General features: G+C 37.0%; 19 protein-coding genes. 4 read left to right on the top strand and 15 right to left on the bottom strand.

What is annotated here, in order from left to right; all coding sequences use genetic code 11:
• Positions 1-5 precede the first annotated feature (5 nt).
• The 4 genes from ACYP5M_RS18290 to ACYP5M_RS18275 form a co-directional block, all read right to left on the bottom strand.
• Entirely contained in the window at positions 6-1010 is a 1005-nt protein-coding gene (locus ACYP5M_RS18290; RefSeq protein WP_459735363.1) for a phosphotransferase enzyme family protein, read from the bottom strand.
• Between the two features lie 206 nt (positions 1011-1216).
• Entirely contained in the window at positions 1217-1408 is a 192-nt protein-coding gene (locus tag ACYP5M_RS18285) for a hypothetical protein (RefSeq protein ID WP_452445491.1), read from the bottom strand.
• A gap of 49 nt (positions 1409-1457) precedes the next feature.
• Positions 1458-1721, bottom strand: coding sequence for a hypothetical protein (locus tag ACYP5M_RS18280; RefSeq protein WP_101225759.1), 264 nt, complete (start codon positions 1719-1721; stop codon positions 1458-1460).
• A 432-nt stretch (positions 1722-2153) separates the two neighbouring features.
• Positions 2154-2588: a GNAT family N-acetyltransferase gene (locus ACYP5M_RS18275; RefSeq protein ID WP_427575475.1), complete on the bottom strand. Its 435-nt coding sequence runs from the start codon at positions 2586-2588 to the stop codon at positions 2154-2156.
• A gap of 176 nt (positions 2589-2764) precedes the next feature.
• On the opposite strand from ACYP5M_RS18275, the gene ACYP5M_RS18270 reads away from it, so the two are divergent.
• A complete protein-coding gene (locus ACYP5M_RS18270; protein WP_192206554.1) occupies positions 2765-3631 on the top strand; it encodes an SDR family oxidoreductase in 867 nt (288 codons plus the stop codon).
• A gap of 52 nt (positions 3632-3683) precedes the next feature.
• Here ACYP5M_RS18270 and ACYP5M_RS18265 read toward each other — a convergent pair whose 3' ends face one another.
• The 6 genes from ACYP5M_RS18265 to ACYP5M_RS18240 all read right to left on the bottom strand — a co-directional run bounded on the left by ACYP5M_RS18265 (position 3684) and on the right by ACYP5M_RS18240 (position 8908).
• Positions 3684-4103 (bottom strand): VOC family protein, encoded by a 420-nt coding sequence (locus ACYP5M_RS18265; RefSeq protein WP_230178541.1) that lies wholly within the window; start codon positions 4101-4103, stop codon positions 3684-3686.
• A gap of 26 nt (positions 4104-4129) precedes the next feature.
• Positions 4130-5029, bottom strand: coding sequence for a DMT family transporter (locus tag ACYP5M_RS18260; protein ID WP_459735362.1), 900 nt, complete (start codon positions 5027-5029; stop codon positions 4130-4132).
• Between the two features lie 763 nt (positions 5030-5792).
• Positions 5793-6290, bottom strand: coding sequence for an SRPBCC family protein (locus ACYP5M_RS18255; protein ID WP_434168611.1), 498 nt, complete (start codon positions 6288-6290; stop codon positions 5793-5795).
• A 38-nt stretch (positions 6291-6328) separates the two neighbouring features.
• Positions 6329-6640 (bottom strand): hypothetical protein, encoded by a 312-nt coding sequence (locus ACYP5M_RS18250; RefSeq protein ID WP_101225754.1) that lies wholly within the window; start codon positions 6638-6640, stop codon positions 6329-6331.
• An 80-nt stretch (positions 6641-6720) separates the two neighbouring features.
• The gene (locus ACYP5M_RS18245) at positions 6721-7356 is read right to left on the bottom strand and encodes a Type 1 glutamine amidotransferase-like domain-containing protein (RefSeq protein ID WP_434168610.1); all 636 of its coding nucleotides are present in this window, start codon (positions 7354-7356) and stop codon (positions 6721-6723) included.
• Positions 7357-7705: 349 nt separating this feature from the next.
• Complete coding sequence (locus ACYP5M_RS18240; RefSeq protein ID WP_459735361.1) at positions 7706-8908, bottom strand: macrolide family glycosyltransferase; 1203 nt, start codon at positions 8906-8908, stop codon at positions 7706-7708.
• A 412-nt stretch (positions 8909-9320) separates the two neighbouring features.
• On the opposite strand from ACYP5M_RS18240, the gene ACYP5M_RS18235 reads away from it, so the two are divergent.
• Genes ACYP5M_RS18235 through ACYP5M_RS18225 form a run of 3 tightly spaced genes read left to right on the top strand, consistent with a single transcriptional unit; the run spans position 9321 to position 10380 of the window.
• Positions 9321-9686, top strand: a complete 366-nt coding sequence (locus ACYP5M_RS18235; RefSeq protein ID WP_350301414.1) for a DUF2089 domain-containing protein — start codon at positions 9321-9323, stop codon at positions 9684-9686.
• Between the two features lie 12 nt (positions 9687-9698).
• Complete coding sequence (locus tag ACYP5M_RS18230; RefSeq protein WP_063236560.1) at positions 9699-10088, top strand: SHOCT-like domain-containing protein; 390 nt, start codon at positions 9699-9701, stop codon at positions 10086-10088.
• Between the two features lie 10 nt (positions 10089-10098).
• The gene (locus ACYP5M_RS18225) at positions 10099-10380 is read left to right on the top strand and encodes a hypothetical protein (protein ID WP_434168608.1); all 282 of its coding nucleotides are present in this window, start codon (positions 10099-10101) and stop codon (positions 10378-10380) included.
• Positions 10381-10607: 227 nt separating this feature from the next.
• Here ACYP5M_RS18225 and ACYP5M_RS18220 read toward each other — a convergent pair whose 3' ends face one another.
• The 5 genes from ACYP5M_RS18220 to ACYP5M_RS18200 all read right to left on the bottom strand — a co-directional run bounded on the left by ACYP5M_RS18220 (position 10608) and on the right by ACYP5M_RS18200 (position 18256).
• Positions 10608-12854 (bottom strand): AAA family ATPase, encoded by a 2247-nt coding sequence (locus ACYP5M_RS18220; protein ID WP_434168607.1) that lies wholly within the window; start codon positions 12852-12854, stop codon positions 10608-10610.
• A 13-nt stretch (positions 12855-12867) separates the two neighbouring features.
• Positions 12868-13338: a DUF6530 family protein gene (locus tag ACYP5M_RS18215; protein WP_434168606.1), complete on the bottom strand. Its 471-nt coding sequence runs from the start codon at positions 13336-13338 to the stop codon at positions 12868-12870.
• Between the two features lie 515 nt (positions 13339-13853).
• Entirely contained in the window at positions 13854-15206 is a 1353-nt protein-coding gene (locus ACYP5M_RS18210) for a TrkH family potassium uptake protein (protein ID WP_434168605.1), read from the bottom strand.
• Between the two features lie 952 nt (positions 15207-16158).
• On the bottom strand, positions 16159-17124 hold the full coding sequence (locus ACYP5M_RS18205) for a carbohydrate kinase family protein (protein WP_434168604.1): 966 nt from the start codon (positions 17122-17124) through the stop codon (positions 16159-16161).
• Positions 17125-17242: 118 nt separating this feature from the next.
• Entirely contained in the window at positions 17243-18256 is a 1014-nt protein-coding gene (locus ACYP5M_RS18200) for a glycoside hydrolase family 32 protein (RefSeq protein ID WP_434169609.1), read from the bottom strand.
• Between the last annotated feature and the right edge of the window lie 822 nt (positions 18257-19078).

Here is a 19078-nt window from a genome sequence, read left to right as displayed (position 1 = left end):
CCCCCTTAATGAACCATGTTCGGATCGAAGTGAACAATAGGACGGCTTTCGATGATTCTTTGTTCGATTTTTTGAACGGTTTTGTATAATGGACTATCCGCATTCTTCAAATCGTATTTTTTATTGAAAAAATTATATAACGTTAAATCCCTTAGCTTTAAAAATAGAGGAATCGTTTCATATTCTATAGGCGCAAGAATATTTTCCGTCTCATAGCCTTTTATGAATTCCCTCATGAACTTGGCAGCATATTCATCGAGCCCTTTTGTCCCTTCACGTTCCAAGCTCCACATCAGATAGTACAGAGGTATGGCCAAATCACTGGCAAACCAATGATAAGAACAGTCATCAAAGTCAAAAACATGAATCTTCCCCTCATGAAAATGGAAATTGCCGTTATGTATATCAGAATGAATCAATCCAAAATTATCTTGATGAACCGGAAGGGCATTTAACTTCTTCGTGACTAATTCTTGTTGGCGCATCAATTGCTCCGGTACATCGGATTGAAAGAGCTGAGCATTCAATAATTCTTCATCATGCCAATCCAGCCTTTTATATTCCGCTTCTGGCTTATAACTTTTAGTTTGTTTATGCATTTGGCCAATGGTTCTTCCCCATTCAAAAAATAAAGGTTCATTGAAATTTTCATCGGTGACTTTCATTCTTACACCAGGAGCTTTTTCAAACAGGCAACAATAAAATTCTGAACCATCCGAGCCCTTTACAATTTCAACTAAGTTATTATCTTTCGAAAAGAGAACCTTAGGAATTTCAATACCATTATTCTGTAAATGCTCAATCCACTTTAACTCAGCAAGCACTTGAGCTTTTGGACGATGTGATTGATGTGTCATTCTTAAAATGTATGGCGTTCCATCCCTGTAAACCTCAAATACGTAGTTCTCTGCATCTCCAAGTTTAACCGGATTCCCCGCATTCACTTGAAAAAAATCTCCAGCCAATTTCACCAATTCATTAGAAAAAATCCGTTCTACAGCAGCTTCCATGATCTTCACTCCCATAATGATATTGCTAACTTATTATTAAAAACGATTTATACTATGCTTTATACGATACCAAGATGCCTTTTCCCTTTATTTGTATATTATTGTTTTTTATAAATCTAAAAGATAAAGCTTTTGAATAATAAGTTATTAGCAGCTCCTTCTTCCTTTTTTCAAAAAAAAAACGCCCTATAGGGCGCGTCCAAAAATCAAGTTTCCTTTTCTTCTTCATTCGCTATTTTATTGAACTTCAAAATCGTTTCTTCAATTACTGGATTATTGAATTCCTCTTGGATGGCTGATTGTACAAACTTATCTTCACCATTCATTTCATCCCAAGCATTAACTCTGTAATCTGGATCCCGACGATTTGCTTTACCGTTTTCCTCATTATTTGACAACTATCTTCACCTCTTAAATATAGTGGAGTTCGAACCATTCATAAGCCTTTTAATAATCTTCCTTGATTGAAATGGGTGAACCCGTTGACGTATGTTGATTAACCCAGTCGAGCGACACTTTTGAAACGGCATCCCACTCAGGTATTTGTGCTTTATGTTGTTCCACCCAGCTCATGCAATACTGCGGATCTATATTGCCTTCTTCGGATTTTGCCAAGAATGACTGAATTGTGGTTTCCGTACAATTTTCCCAAGAACCACAGGTATCCTGCCAAATATGTTCCATTTTCATTTGTATATTTTCGTTAGCCATTTGGTTTCCTCCTTAATTAAATGTTACATTTTGATATCTTAATTAAGTATGTCCAAGGCTAAATAAATCATTACAAAAATTTGGGTTTTTCAGCGAAAGAATGAATTTACAGTCGTAAAAATGATGAATAAACTGATTCCGATGAACAAAATCCGCCAGAACCATGCGGTGAGTTTGGGGCTTATTCTTGTGAGTTTCAGCGATTTACTCTTGAATTTCGAACTTTTACTTGTGAATCGTCGGGAGTTTTGGCAATTTACTCGTGAATTTCACGTGTTTACTCGTGAATTTATCTTAAATTGATCTCTTCTTACTTAAAATGTTAATAATCCAATACACATAGTGGACAACGTGTCTACATTCACTCCATTTACTCCATAAAATGGCACAAAAAAAGCTGAATACTCAGCTCTTTTACGTCGCTTTTCTTACTCACAGCGTTTTTCTAAATGAGTAGCACCATTTATCATAATCTAATTTCTCTTCATAGAAACGGTGGGCTTCGTTTCGTTGGATCCCAGATTCCAATGCCACATATGCAGCTCCGTTTTCTTTTGCCCAGTTATGTATATAACTTAATAACTTCTCTCCATATCCAAATGAGCGGTGTGCAGAATCTGTTACAAGGTCATAAATAAACACGTGACGTTTATTATAAAAGTTCACTCTCCAGCTTAAACCAGCCAAGGATACAACCTGGTTATCTTTATATAAAGCAAACAAACAGTATCCGTCCTTCCTCATTTCTTCAAGTAACTCCAGATATGTTTTTTGAGTTAAGTCAGTACGCAACTGATTCATGATTGGAAAGGCTTCTAACCATTGTTCTTTTTTGGTCAATTCTTGTATTGTTCCTGTCGAATTCATATTAACACCCCTGAAATTTTTATTTAAATGTAATTCAACTTTGAACACCGTAAGTCCTTCTTCACTATATTTTTGTAATCGTTTGCAGATGGAATCGGTGGGAATGTCGATGTTTAACCGTACTTTTTAACGGCTAAAGTATGACTAGATCAATAGTTTATGAGGAGGAGATTTCATTGAATATATATGAACAGCAAAAGAATGGACAGCCCGGACAAACGCAGGAAAGACAGCCTGGTATTGAATCTGAGATGAATCCACTTCCGATTCAGCCAAAGGATTACATAGGAAGCGGTAAGCTTAAGGACCGCGTTGCCTTGATTACAGGCGGAGATAGCGGCATCGGACGTGCGGTTGCCATTGCTTATGCAAAGGAAGGCGCCCATGTGGTTGTGAATTATTTAGATGAGCACGGTGATGCCGAAGAAACAAAGCAGCTGATTGAAGCGGAAGGCGTTCGCTGCCTCCTACTTCCAAGTGACGTTTCCGTGGAGGCGAATTGTAAAGAATTGATTACGAAGACGCTGGACGAGTTCGGAAAGCTGGACATCCTCGTCAATAATGCAGCGGTGCAATTTCCGACGGAAAACATTGAAGATATCACGGACGAGCAATGGGACAAAACGTTCCGCACCAATATTTATTCAGTATTTTACATGAGCAAGCACGCGGTTCCTCATATGAAACAAGGCAACTCGGTCATCAACACAACATCGATCAATCCTTACAGAGGCCATGCAACTTTGATGGATTATACAGCGACAAAAGGAGCAATCGTCGGATTCACACGCAGCCTTGCACAGAATGTGGCTAAAAAAGGGATCCGGGTCAATATGGTTGCACCAGGACCGATTTGGACTCCGCTCATCCCTGCGACATTCGACGAACAATCCGTTGCCGAATTTGGTACCGAGGCACCGCTTGGCCGCCCCGGGCAGCCTGCAGATCATGCAGGTGCCTACGTGCTGCTGGCATCTGATGAAGGTGCCTATATAACAGGACAGTGCATTCACATCAATGGCGGGATCACGATGTCCTCATAAACCCAAAACGACCGAAAAGCATGGTGCTTTTCGGTCGTTTTCATTTCAAAATTTAATTTCCTATGCCGGGCGAATTCATCAATACAATTCTCCAACCATCCGGATCTTCAAAAGTAACACCTGATTTTTCCCAATATGGATTTTCCGGAGAAACCGGTTCATAGCCCATACCTTTCAACCTATTCGTGATTTCCTCAATGGTTTTACGTTCAGGAATATAAAAGACAAGCAGATTATCTTTTGATGGGGCAGGACAAGGACTGCCATCCTTATGTTGAGTAAACTCCAGATGATAGCTGGAATCAGGAAGACCGATCATGATACCGTCATATCCCTCGTGCCCTTCAAAAGAACCGATTTTTTTCAAACCTAATCCTTCACAATAGAAGTGTATAACCTTTTTTAGTTGATCAGTAGGACGTGCAACCCGGATCTGCGCTACTTTCATTTCAGTTGGCCATTTACTTTCCATTGTCCCATCCCTCTCTGAAAATCGAATTAAATTTCTTCTTTCAAATTACTTTTACCAATATTCATGCCAAAACCTAATGCAATCGCCGCACCTAAACAACTGAAAAGACAGCCAGCTCCCAAGAAAATGGTTGGATTTGATTCACCAATCATCACTGAAGCTATACCTCCAATTGCCGGAAAAAGGGCAACCATGTATCCACTTTTCGCCCCGCCTATCTTTTCTACAAGCTTGAGGTAGAATAGCCAAGCTCCAAAGGAAGCGAATATAGTTAAATAGAACAAAGCAGATAAATATGGAATGGATGTCGGTATAGTGACTGCTTGTCCTTGGATGAACACAATGGCCGCCAAAAGAATTCCTCCTGCTGCAAATCCAAGTACATTGGCATAGATTGGGTTCACTTTCTTCCTGGCATTTCTAGCTGAGCTTGCATCGCCCAATGCAGTGAGGATGGTACCAAGAACAGCCATCATGATGCCCTTTATATCATTGAATCCATGAATATCATGTAAACTCGGATAAATAACAATACAAACAGCCAGCACACCAATTATCCCGCCAATTAAGATACGTGAATGCAATGGTTCCTTCAAAAAAACACGAAGGGCAATGGGCGTTAAAATGACTTTCAATGAAAATATTAACGTAACCATTGCTGCTGAACTTAAGATAGTGGCGTAATAAAGGCATAAATAGCTTAAAGCAAAATTACAAATTCCAAACACAATAATGAATGGAACATCCTTTTTCTTAGGTTTTCCTTTAGGTCTAAGCATGCACAATAAAATGAAAAATAGGATGGCCGTCAAACCTAAACGATAGGTTAAAGATAATTCTAAACTCACAGGTGTACCTTGAATCTTAACGGCAATAAAATTAAGACCCCATACTAATAAACAAAATATGTACATAAAGTTAGTCATAATAACATGACCAATTTGCGATATTGCCCACTTTCTATCAGTTTATGAAACTCGTCGTAACTGTTTTTCCCATCCATAATTAAACCGCCTTCTATTAAAAATCACATATGTAATAATAAAGTAAATATTACCAATTAAAAGGGGATTGTCAATATATAAAAATACATTTCGAAAAGCCCTCCAGTTAATTTGGAGAGCTTTTCATTGGCAAACGACTATTAGCACAAACTCGGTAATTGAGTTTCGCAAACGTTCCATCTGATTTCAAAAATCCAATAAGGAGTACAGGAAAAAACTTAAAGGACCTAGTCTTATACATATTTCGGTGTGAGATCAGCCTACAGTTTTTTTCAAGAAGACGTTCCAGTGATTTCAGAAATCCGCTCCCTTTCCGCCGACTGTCTGCCAAGCCTCCTCGGCACAAGCGCCTGTGGGGTCTCGGCTAGCCAGTTTTTCGGCAGGAGTGTCGCAAATTTCTTCCATCCAATAAGGAGTACAGGAAAAAAACTTAAAGGACCTAGTCTTATACATAATTCGGTGTGAGATCAGCCTATAGTTTCTTCAAGAAAACATCAGCTGCTTTCAGGAAATCCGCTTCCTTACCGCCGATTGTCTGCCAAGCCTCCTCGGCGCAAACGTCTGTGGGGTCTCGGCTAGCCAGTTTTTCGGCAGGATGTCGCAAATTTCTTCAATCCATTCCAACCTTCAGGGTTCGGGATGCGATTCCGATTCCCTTTTGTCTAATAACTGTGGCCAACGACTATTAACCTTTATAGCTAACTTGTCCAGTTTCAACCAGTTCCTTCAGTCCCATAAACATTAAGTTCCAGCCATGTTCAGATCCATCGTGATACTCTCTAAGAGCTTTTTCGATATCGGATTGTGTCCAATTTTCTTCATGAGGAACGGTGATGTTTTGTGAAAATGTCATTTCACAGCCCTTTTGAAGTTCTTGCAGTTCAACTGTAATTGTATCTGCCGCTTCACTGAATTGCGGCATTTTAAAAGTGAACACTAATTTATTGGGAGGGTCCATTTCAAGGTACTCCCCTATCGCCCGATAATCTTTTCCACCGCGATGATCAATAATCTCCCAAGTTCCTCCCACTTGAGGATCATTTTGTGCCACTTTATTTGTCCCCTCCAATGTAAAAAACCATTTTCTCATCATCCCAGGGTCCAACCATGCATCAAATACCCTTTCAGGCATTACATCAAAATTTCTAATCATCTTTAAAGTGGTTGTTGAGTATTTTTCCATTTACATGCTCCTTACGTCAATTTTATGGGTTTACCTTTTTACATACTTTTCAATTCCTCTTTTGAGACAGCACGCCAACCGTTTGCTTCCAGTTTCTCTATATAGGTTTCCATCCTGATTTCCTTAATCTCAATCGCAAGCGGGTGCAGCGAAACAAAACATTCATTTGAGGCATAATTAATCGAAACCTTTACAACTTCATATCCATTATGAAATCCTGAATCGAATCCTGGATCATCCATTATATCCCCTTTGACAGGACGAATATCAGATTCAACTGTTTTCATCATTGATATACCATTTTCTTGTTCTTTTATTGATGTAATGAAAATCATTAAATTTATTTTCATTGCAGTCTCCTTTTCTCTATCCTTTAGCGCCCGGCGCCCTTGCTCCAATTGGGGGAAAGGGCTTGTTGGTTCTTTTAGACTTAGGAATTCACTATTTCCTTTTTCATATTTTGAAAGGAATAGATATCATTTATACATTTAAATAGTTCCCCGTTCTTGGAGAAAACTGCACTTCCATTTGGTATTGCATATATCTTTCGCTCATTTGATAGGGGAAATAATTCTCCATCTATATTATCCCCGTAATGGACCTCAACGCTAAACCCCACTAATCCTAAGCCCTTGATCACTGTCGTTTCTGGATAGTCTTTATCTTTTGTAATTATGCAATCATTACAGAAGGCTAATGAACCCGCACTATATCCGATGATTAAACCTTGAAAGTCTTTGATAATTGGGACAAGTCCTTTTTCTTCTATAACATGGATTAACCTTTCTGGCTTTCCACCAATAAAGTAAAGAATATCATGTTCTTTTATAGACTCTTTCATTTCTTTGTCTGAAAGGTCTTCGTTTAATAATTCAATACTTACATTCTCCATGATTGAAAAGGCTTGTTTTATACTTGCCATCCAACTTTCATACCTGGAATTGTCGGTTGCAAAAGGGATAATTAAAATCTTAGCATCATGTTTAATCATTTTTGAAAGTTCCAGGAACACTTCACCTAATTCATTATTCGTGTGATTTCCGCCACCAATAAAACAAATGTCCATATATGTCCCCCAATTTTTCACATGCTATTCTCTTAAAATATTCTATGTAAATAGGACAATACCTTTATATGTCACTACTCTTCAGCTAAATTGCCCCGTAGCTCCATAATAAAAGGGTGCCGCAGCACCCTCATTTAAACCCTTGCCTATTTTCTCAAATATACGACACTCTCGTTTCTGTCTACTCGAAATTTTCAATCATCCTTAATATTAAGCATATAGCCAGCATCCTGAGAATCAAAAAATATACCATATCCATTATTCTAAGGATAACCATATAAATAGCAGAATTCCTTCATTTACAATAAAAAAAGAATTGCCACCAAGAAAATGCCACCGATAATTTATTTTAAATATCGTATTGACCTATAAATTCAAAAATCTCATCAACAGCTTGGTGATACCCACCCGATTTTTGAAAGGATTCTTTTAAACTTGAAACAGTTTTATGGAAAGTTGGGTCGTTTAACACATGATCTGCGGCCTTACGCAGTTGTTTTGCAGTCAAGCTTTGCATTTGTAATGTAATACCGGCTCCGATATTGGCAACTTGCCCTGCAATCATCGGCTGATCCGCGCTTTGCGGGATGACAATTAGCGGAACCCCGTAGTAGAGCCCCTCATTGGTACTATTCATTCCACCATGTGTGATAAATAATTTAGTGTATTTTAGCACTTCCGTTTGTGGAACATATTTTTTCACAATGAAGTTTTTGGGGATTTCTCCTAATTCAATTAGCGGGGTTTGTTGACCGACCGACATAACAACCGTGTGATTACTATTTCCAAATGCTTCAAAACAAAGCTTATAAAAATCAAGAGACCGGTTAAAAACTGTCCCAAGAGAAATGTAAAGGGGATTTTTTCCTTTGATATCAGCAAGGTCAAAGTTATCCTGCTTTAATCGTGAAGAGATGGATGGACCTACAAATTTGTAAGTTTGGTCGAATGCTTCTTTAAAAGGCTGAAACTCCCTAGTTGTATAGACGATTGAAAGTGGTGCAGGATTACAAAAAACTTCGTAAGCAGAATGGATCTCCACTTCATATTTTTCCTTCACCCTTACCGTCAATCTTTGAAATTCATCGTGTATAGTTTTACCTATTTCTGGAGGAATTTCTTTAGAAAGCTGTTCCAGCATTTTATCGAATGATGCTTTTGTCTGTGCAAAAGAAGTACAAGAATTGATTGCGGGAAGCTTAAGGATTTGGGCAAGCATACGTCCACAGCCAAACATGGAATCATGGATGATGTAATCAAAATGCTCTCCTTTGATCTGTTCAAGCACGCTAGGTATGACGATATCTACCGTATGTAAAAGACCGTTGATTCTTTCGAGTAAATAATTTCTTCCCCCTGAGAGAAAAGCTTCTATAAATTTTTCACCGTCAATTGTTCGTACAGTAGCTCCCGTCTTCTCAATTCGTTCTCGAAAAGCTTCTATCGTAAAGTACACTACCTCTTCTCCTCGTGAAATAAGCTCTTGCACAACTCCAATAGTTGGATTGATATGTCCTTCTGATCCACCATTAATAAATAAAACACGTGCCATTTTACCACTCCTTAGATAATTCTGTAAGAGTAGGGTCACTGTACCATACCCTTCCGAACTCAAATAATTTAAATTTATCATAGTACAATACTTGAAAATCTCAAACTCCTAATCACCCTTGTTTTGGTGGACCTCAGAGGAGTTTAACTGAAAAAGGTATTCCTAATAAAGACTAGGTGTTCAAAGACTAAGTAATCGTGCTCATTATGTAACTGGGGATTTCGCCCAAGAAGAATGTCTACAATTTCAACCATTATGGTAAATATAATTCTTGAATGAATAACAAATAATCAATAATATTAAATTACGAATTAATATTATTGATTATTTTTATTAAAAATTTAAATTTTATTATTTATATTTTTAATTTGTTGTTTTATAATCGAATTAACTAAAAGGAAGGGATTTCATTATGGCTTATAAATTAATCACAAATTGTCCTGTCTGCAGTAAAACATTGAAAATTACAAAGTTGCAGTGCTCTCATTGTCACACTACGATTGAAAATGAATTTGAAATATCTAAGCTGGCATCCTTATCAAAGGATCAGCTTCATTTTGTGGAAGTATTTTTAACATGCAGAGGGAATATCAAAGAAGTTGAAAAGGAACTGGGGATTTCGTATCCAACGGTTCGAGGCAAGCTAACAGACATCATTTCATCCCTTGGATATGTGCAGAAGAAGAAAAATGAAGTGGACGAGAAAAAAGTTGTCACCATGTTGGAAAATGGCGAAATAACACCAGAAGAAGCCATTAAGCTCTTAAAAGAGGAATAGGAGGAATTTATCATGAAAGAGGAAATTACAAGAGTGTTAACAATGGTTCAAGAAGGGAAGATTGATGCAGATAAGGGATCAGAACTGATTCAAATATTAAAAGAGAAAGAAGAAACAGGTAATAAGCTTCTTGAAAAACCGACTAAATATTTAGATAAAACATTAAAAGTTCGTGTTGTATCAGCCGAAAATGATAACGTCACGGTCAATTTGCCTATAAAACTTGTCAAGGCAGTATTAGTGGCTGGACATAGCATCGCAGCGAGTATTCCTCAATCGGAAAAATACGTTAAAGATATAGACATAAGCCTTATTATTGAAGCAATCGAAAACGAATTAGATGGCCAAATTGTTGATATTAAATCGGCAAACGGGGATACCGTTTCGGTCATCATTGATTAGTGATTCGCTTATGATGCATGTTAAAGTGAAAGCGAAAGGCGTTCGGTTTACCCTCCCAATTCCATATGCCATTTTAAACATTGTTATTTCAATTTTATCTTCAAAACTTATTCAGCAAAATGCAAACAAATGGACAAAAGAGCACTTCGAAAGAAAAAAACTGGACTTTACCTTTCCACTAATAGACAAAAAAACGCTAAAGCCTATCGTCAAGGAACTGAAAAATTATAAGGGAATCGTGCTAGTAGATGTTAAAGCTAAGGACGGTACTGAGGTTAAGGTTAGACTATAATTTATCATGGAATACACCGACCACTGAAGGCATATTGAAGAAAAGGCCTAATTTTCCGCTTACAATACCGAGAAAATTGTAAAAAGACAATAAAGTTATTTAATTTTAAAACCTCAAACAAGCATAACCCCGTTCTAAATATAGGACGGGGTTAAAAAAACAGAAAAAATCTTTATTGATACCGTACCAGTGTCTTTTTGCTTTTTTCAACCATTTTCAAATCCCTCCTATAAAAAGCGACTGATTGTTTCCACTAATTTTTGAGGAAACAATTTAAGGTCAGTCATATCGAGAAACCTCTCTCTTCCGTGTAATTCTGCAATCTTTTCTTTATCTTCTCCAATAGCAACAGATAGGAATAGCACGTCTTTTCTTTCATATTCTCTAATAACTGATTGGATATCCACCCTCGCTGCATCCCCTGAATAATTAGGCATGGCTTTTGGTTGTCCATCACTAATATTTATCAATAGCTTGGTAGAAGCGATTTGTTTCGATAGTTTTTCTGCCAATATTCGTAAATTAACACCATCTCGATTATTTTGGCGAGGCTTCATTGTCGCAATTTTCCCTATAGCCCCATCGTACCCATCATCAAACTCTTTGTACGAGTATAGTGAAGTCATTTCCCTTTGACTAATATCTGCAGTGTCTCCATAAATCATCAAAGGAACATTTAACATTCTACAAAACTCTGTTAAAGAGATTATTGCTTTTTTGGCACTCTCCATTCGTTGAGCCCGAACCATGGAACCAGACTCATCTATACGTATCGCTATAGCTAGAGAGGGATTTTCAGTTGGAGGATTTTTTTTATCAAAGTAACGATAGTCTCCCATCACAACCTTAGAAGCATTAAATCGCGTACCGTATAACTTCCCTGGAGTGTATGTTACTGACTCTTCTTTTTCTAATACAGCAAGAATTTTTCTTGCCATACTCTCCACAAGAGGTGTTATTTCCTTTTTAATATGTTCTGCTTCACTCATACTTTCCTTCGTTGCATGAGGGCGGTGAATAATGATCCCTTCTTTTTGATGAATCGTGTTTTTCATAAGCGTTCGAGCTTCTTTATTCAACTCTTTTTTCTTATCAGCTTCTTGCTTCTCTAGTATTTCCGGCAACTGTTTTACTTGTTGCTGAGAAATGCCTGTTTGAGATTCCTCATGCTCTTTTCCTTTATTACTATCGATTTCAATGTCCTTTGATCTCTTTTCAGAAAAAATTTCTAATGGTTTCCCTTTTTCTTGTTGAGGCAGAGCGGAATCACTATTTTGAATTTCCTCCTCTTCTTTTGTAAAATCAATGGAAGATGTATCTTTTTGAAGTTCCTCCTCACCGTCTTGTTGTTCCTCATAATTATCTACCATTGTTGACCCTGGAGGAGCTTGCGGTTTGTTCATTGGATTCTTTTGATTCAGTAAATAAGATTGAATACGCTCCAATAATTGACTGCTTTCTAATTCTTTTTCTAGTATTCTAATCTCAGTTTCATCGGTGGTAATTTTATAGATGACTTTTTGATAAATAGAATCAAAGATATTTTCTCCTTGATGCACTGCATTCACCCAATAGAAATAACTTCTCATTCCTGCTACACCCTTGATTCCATTAGCTTTTGAAGTAGCATCTAATAAAATAATGATTTCAGCCATCATTGCTAATAGCTCTTCATCTGCAAAACCAACTTTACTGAGAGCCCGGTTGACCATCACTTCCTTAGAAGGAAGATTCATTCGTTCCGTGTGTTGAACTCGATCACGTAATGATTCATTAAGAGGTCTATTCCCCTGATAATTTCTATTGGTTGTAATAACTACTACAGCATCATGGTGCCGTTTGATCATTCCAGTTGGAGTATTTAAAATACCATCAATTTCAAGAGCAGAATTCAATGCAACTAAAACCGATGCATCTCTAATGACAGTAGGTTCTTGTATCTCTAACAGGTAGCCTTCTTGTAGTGCACGAACAATTTCTGATGGATAATACTTATATGTTACATTCTTACCGATGTCTTTGATTTTCTTTTCAAGTTTTGCCAAGTATTCTTTCGTTTCTGCCATATTTAACTGTAGATAGGAAGACAAATTTTCTAAAAGCTGCTGAGCCGTGCTATTATTTTCAAAAAACTGAATTATTTTTTTATCTTCCACTTGTGCTTCTTCCATTACTGGCAAAAGTGAGCCGAAAACATCTGATTTATCCATGTCGGCAAAACAGGTAATTTTCGTATATGGCAATCGAAGATCATGAGAGAGAGCTTTGGCAAGTTGTGTTTTACCTGAGCCAGCATCCCCCTCTAGCAGTACATTGATGACTCGCAGTTCTCCATTATGCCAATTCCTATTGATTGTATCTGCAACACGTAATTCCTCCACACTTTCTTGATGGCTAGGAGACTTTTTCCAAATCATTTGTTTTTCTTCTTCTGTAAATTTTCTGCCATCTGAAACGACAAATCCTCTTATCATTTTATGATTCTCCTTACCGATATCCCATTTCCTTCATAATATTGTTGATGATTCTAAATCTTTCTCCCAAAATTTCGCCATCCGATTGCAACATATCATAAAAATATTGAATATCTTTATCTAAATTCTCATTTTTTGTGTCAATTTCTAATTGCATCTTATTTCCCTGCAACCCTAAAGCAGTAACGATTTGATTTTCAGGATCATACAGCTTTTCAAATTTATAAGCATCTCTAAAATATAAGTTGGTCGATAAAATAAGGATGGCTAAATCTAAAATTCTAGTGGCAGATAACTTAATTTCTTGAGCAGAATCATCAGTCATTACAATTTTTCCAACGATATCTCCTGTTCTAGGAGATTTCCCCTGTAGCATTCCTGTGCTTAACGATTCGATTTCTTTACCATAGGCAGCCTTACCATCTACTTTGTCGTAATTTTCAACAGTGATAATTGATTTATACTTATATTCATCTTTATTCATATCATTGCTCCTTTTTATTTTTTCGTTATTTTCCTTCCCCCAATACGATGTTCCGTCAGAAATTTCTGCTTAAAAATCCTAATTATCTTCTTATTTAAGATTTCTGATAAACATAGGACAGGCGAAATTCATATTTTAAACACCACATTCTACTCTTACTAATTAACAAACATTATATTATTATGTTTGTTATATTGCAAACAAAAGTTAATTACGTTTATTTTTATGCATAACAAAATTGATTATGTTTAAATAATGAAGATTTCACGATTTTTTTGGAACGCATTATTAGAAGAATTACGGGGTATATTCGAGAGTCTGATTTATATATGTCTCTTATACGTATTTATCCTCATGAGACGGTATAAAAAAAGGACCTTCAAAACTGAAGGATCCTTTTTACTGCTTATTTAATATAAGTGGAGGAGATAGTTGAAGAAGAAAAGGATTTTCAATACAACTATTGCACTTTTGTATATCTTTATTAATTGATTACCTTTGCTGTAGTACATTTTTTATCCTATAATGATGCGCTCTTTGGGATAGTGATACGGATGTTTAACTGGTTTGCCTCCCATACTGAATAAGAAGGTAAACATCCCGATTTTCCCTATAAACATTAAAATCATGATTACGGCCTTCCCGGCAGTACTCAATTCCGGTGTAATGCCAAGCGAAAGGCCTACAGTGCCAAAAGCAGAGGAAACTTCAAATAAAATTTCCATTAGGGAAAAGGCAGATTCAATGCATGCAAGAATGACAACTGCCAAACTGCACAGTATCATACCTGTTGTGAAAACGATGAATGACTTGATGATATCTTCCTCATCGATCTCCCTTTTGAATATTTTTATTGTTCTGTTCCCTTTCGCATAGTTGTAAATGGTAAGCAGCATCACAGCAAACGTGGTGGTTCTTATCCCACCCCCAGCACTGCTAGGGGATGCCCCTATGAACATAAAAATACTCAGTAACAAAATGGTAGGCACTGAAAATTGGTTGACGTCGCTGATCGCCATTCCGCCAGTCCTTGAAGATATCGAATAAAACAAAGAATGGACAAAGGATTGATGCCAGGTTTCTGAATAGAAATGACTGTACTCAAACAGATAGATGAAAATGGCTCCGATTACGATCAGTATGAAAAAAGTTACGGTTGTAATTTTTGTGAACAAGGTGAACCGGAATGGCATCTTACCCTTATGCCTCAGCCACTGACTTACCTCCATTAGAACAGGAAACCCAAGGGATCCGATAATAAAGAGTACTATATTAAGGGTCAGGACAAAATAATCGTCTGCAAACGGCATCAGTGATTTTCCTGTGATATCAAAACCGGCATTTGTCGTAGCAGACACAGAGGCGAAGAAACCCTGCAAATATGCCTCTTGCCATGTTGGGAAATACTTCAAAAAATATGTACCGAAGACAATAGCCCCTAATAGCTCAATCATGACAAAGAAAAAGAAGATCATTCGTATGAACCGAACAATCCCGGAAAAAGTGGGGCTGTTTTGTTCTGTCGTCATGAGTATTCTTGCCCTGAGTCCTATTTTCTTTCCTGATGCAAGCCATAGTATTGTTCCGAAAGCCATGATCCCAATTCCACCAAACTGGAGGATGATTGCAAAAATAAACGTACCGGGAACACTAAGCAGCTGGCTTACATCTACCGGAGATAATCCTGTTACAGTTACCGCACTAATAGAAATGAATACTCCATCAATAAATGAGAGCTCTGCATTCTGCGTTTGAGTAATAGGAAGCAGCAATAAAATGGTTGAAACCACTACAGCCACTAGGTAATAAAAAACAATTATTTGAGCAGCAGATAGTCGTTTTGTTAAGTTCTCTATTTTACTATTCATTTCTCTCCAATTTCTATATGTTTTTTGACAAACATAAACCTATTTGTACTAACGTACCATTACACAATTCAACTTATAATAATTTGTCCATTAAATTAAGAAAATAAACTACCTCGTTGAAGAAGACCTCAAAGGAACGAATGAATATGTTATACAACTCTATTTTAGGTAGTAGCTAAAAAAGCCAAACCCATGTGTATCAAGGGTTTGGTTCTTAGTCATTTATTATCGTATATTCAGGATTTTATACAACCTTGATGTAGCAAGGCTTTGCTAGATGATCAATAAAATCACTAGATTAACCACTAGAGCTTTTCTATTTCATCTTTATTTATCTAATTATGAAAGCTGTAGGTTCGTATTTATTTAGCAGCATGCTAAAAACCCCTTAGGTCTCAAGGGGTTTAATGTCTTTCGTTTTTATTGTTTATGTATGTATTTATACATCGTTGGACATTAACATTTTGACTTCTGACCGCATAAAAAAATAGTTTTAACAAAATAAAACAGGACATTTCCTAAGCCCTCTTCCTAGTATTGGCCCCGCCTACGCCAGATACTAGGACAGCCACACATGCCATCCAACCCATTATCCTATGGTGCTAATGCACCCGTTAGTTTAAGTACAATATTTCACAAAGTTCACATTAAGTGGGCACATTTTTCTTAAATCACTAAATAGTGCCTTCAATCCAAATGGGCGAGGCACTATTAGTAATTACCTAATTACTGTTCTAAGTAACGATTAAGGCATGATTTTGTTATTCATCTGTTTTTTTACTAGTTAATCAAAATCAAACCTAATTCACTTCAGTTCACGGTTCTTCTTATTTATATATATATAATATTTATCCGCTAAGGGACCAATATAAACTAAAAATAGCGATACACCTAGACCTCCTAAGCCAGGTGTACCGCGATTTTTTCACAATCCGAAACAATACGATGAAGACTAAATCTTATATATATCCTCTTCGTTTGGTAGAGAAGAAATCGCTCCTACCTTCGTACACACGACGGCACCTACTTTATTTGCAAAAAGAATGATCTCTTTAAGTTTACTAAAATCACTAAGAATTGTGTCACAAGACTCAAGATTTGCAAATTGAAATAAAGCAGCACCGACAAATGCATCACCAGCACCAGTTGAGTCAATTGAATTTACTTCGACGCTGTTTATTACACTCATTCCACTTCCATTTGAAAGAAGAGTGCCTTCCCATCCAAGGGTGACAGCCACTATTTTTACCCCTAAATGATGGAGCATTGCTATTCCATCATATTTATCAATTTTTCCCGTGATTAGTTCAAGCTCTACTTCGCTTAGTTTTACAAAGTCAGCCATTGATATACCCTTTCTAGCTAAACTAATAAATTCAGCCACTCTATTTTTCCATAAATCATGTCGGAAGTTAGGGTCAAACGATAGAAATATCCCCCTATTTTGTGCAAATTCCATTGCCTTTAAATAAGTTGTTTTAAAAGGGTTTTCCAGAAATGCAGTTGCAGATCCAAAGTGAATGATCTTTGCACCACTTAATCTATCTAGGTATATGTTATCCTCTGTTAAATTTCGATCCGCTCCTCTATTGAATACAAAATCCCTTTCACCATTTGCTTGTAAAGAAACAAATGCTAAAGTAGTTGGTGCTAAATCGTCAGTAACAATCATCGATGTATCAACCCCCACCTCTTTTATCGTTTCTATTAAAAATAATCCAAATGGGTCATTTCCTACTTTTCCTATAAGACTCGCTTCCCCACCTAGCTTTGAAATAGTAGCTGCGACATTCGCTGGTGCACCCCCGGCTTTCTTTAGAAAATGATTACCTTCTATTAAATTAACATCAATATCTGTACAATAAAAATCGATCAAAAGCTCCCCAACGCATATGACTGCGCGGTTTGTTTTATTCATTTACATTACACTCTCCATTCTTGTGATTTAGGTAAAATGAAAGGCTATCGATCATTTTCGACAGCCTTCATAAACTCTTACTATCAACCCCTCTTTAATAGGATTGAAATATTAGTCTTTATCTTTTCCATATACTCTTTAAAGGGTATATTTTCAAAGACTTTAATGTAACTTCTCCACCTTTACTATAAATTTGTAATCCTTTACTTGATGAATCCGGGAAAATTTGATCAGAAATAACCGTCCCACCTTTGTTTCCAAACACTTCTACAGCAGATTGGTCAATGAAAATATGCATTTTCAAAGTCCCATTTAATGCATTTAACGGTCCGTCATGCTTACCAACTACATTGTTCCCATAATCAAAGCTTCCTGAATTTGAACGGTCTACGAATAACTGTTTGGTCGCAACATCATAGCCAATAGTCGTATATTCAGTTGCTCCTTTACGAACTTGAAAGCCGAATTCAGTTGCTTTTATATCATCTACATCAAACTCTGCTATCATTTCAAATGTATCTTCTGATAGTTTAGATAGGAGATTACTTTCACCAGATATGACTTTATTTTTATATGAAATTTTTTCACTCTTATCTCGAATGGTTTTTAAAGAAACTGGTGTTTGTTTTAAACGTAAACCTTCTTCTGTCTGAGTTAGTTCCATCTTTCTTGGCAATGTCGTTGAACTTCTCCAAGTCGAAGTTGGTGTATTATTTGCATATTGCCAATTACTCATCCAGCCAATCCAATATTTTTCGCCATTCTTCCCTTCAATTCCGCTCCAATCAACTGCGGCATAATAATCTGCCCCGTAGTCAGTCCATAACACTTGATCGGAAGGGTTTTCATTTTTAAACGTTTTCCCGTCAAAGGTACCTACAAAATATTGCATACCTGACCCGCCTGCAGGAGCGCCATCATTAATGCTTACCTGTAGTACCCATTTTGTTTTTGAAGGGTCACCATCAATTGGTAATTCGATTAGAGTAGGACATTCCCAAATCCCTCCGTTACTACCATGAGTAGAAGGTATCCACTCTCCAGAAACAGCAGACCAGTCTGTAAGGATGCCGCTTTCTTTCGAATCGTCTTTCTCAGGCTCTTTGGCAACTTGGTCTACTTCATTTGGCATGGCCCCTTCATTATAAACATTAACATCATCCATGTTTAAATGACCCCAACCACCTGTAGCTTGGTCTACAGCTTTAATATATAACACTTCACCAATGTATTTAGAAGCATCCCAGACGTATTTTTGATATTTTTCTTCTTTAAATTTGGTATTGGCTTGTCGAATTAATTCTTGATCATCAGAGGCTCTCACTAACGAAACATAGCGGTTGTTGATATCATTACCACCGCCCAACAGAAAGTTGATTTCTCCAGAGCCATCTAGTTTAAAATATGCGGAGTGCAGTTCACCTGTTGCGTCATCTCCCTTTTGAAGATCAGTAAACCCCCATAAGTGGTAGTTTCCTTGATGGCCGAAATCCCCTCCCCAGTATGATGGTACATTTGTCACATGATCTTTTGTGAAAGCATTACCTTCGATTGTACTCCACCCAGTTATATCACCTGTCTCAAAATCATGATTAGTAATTTCCTTCTCATTTGTCATGATGTTCTTACCAACTTGAACATCTTGGAATAACGTGGATGAATTCCAAACATTTAAGCCAAAATGCCCTGATGAAAAAGTTGAATCATTTACATCATGAATGAGATTACCATCTAAAGAAATTTTAATATTTTTCCCATGAGTGCTTGCTTTTAAATGGTACCTTTTATCTGTATCTAGATTTATTGTTTTTTCAGCTAGAATGGATATTTCTCCATTTTCAATTTTCATGATTTTTATTGTATCGTTTAAAGCATCGATATTCGCCATATAACCGTTTGTTGCATTAGGATCTGCACGAAAAACGAGCGAGCCAGCTCCGTTGCCGCCTTTTTC

The organism is Peribacillus sp. N1 (assembly GCF_054600815.1).
Note: the sequence above shows the minus strand (reverse complement) of the source record. Positions and strands in the feature narration are given on the sequence as shown.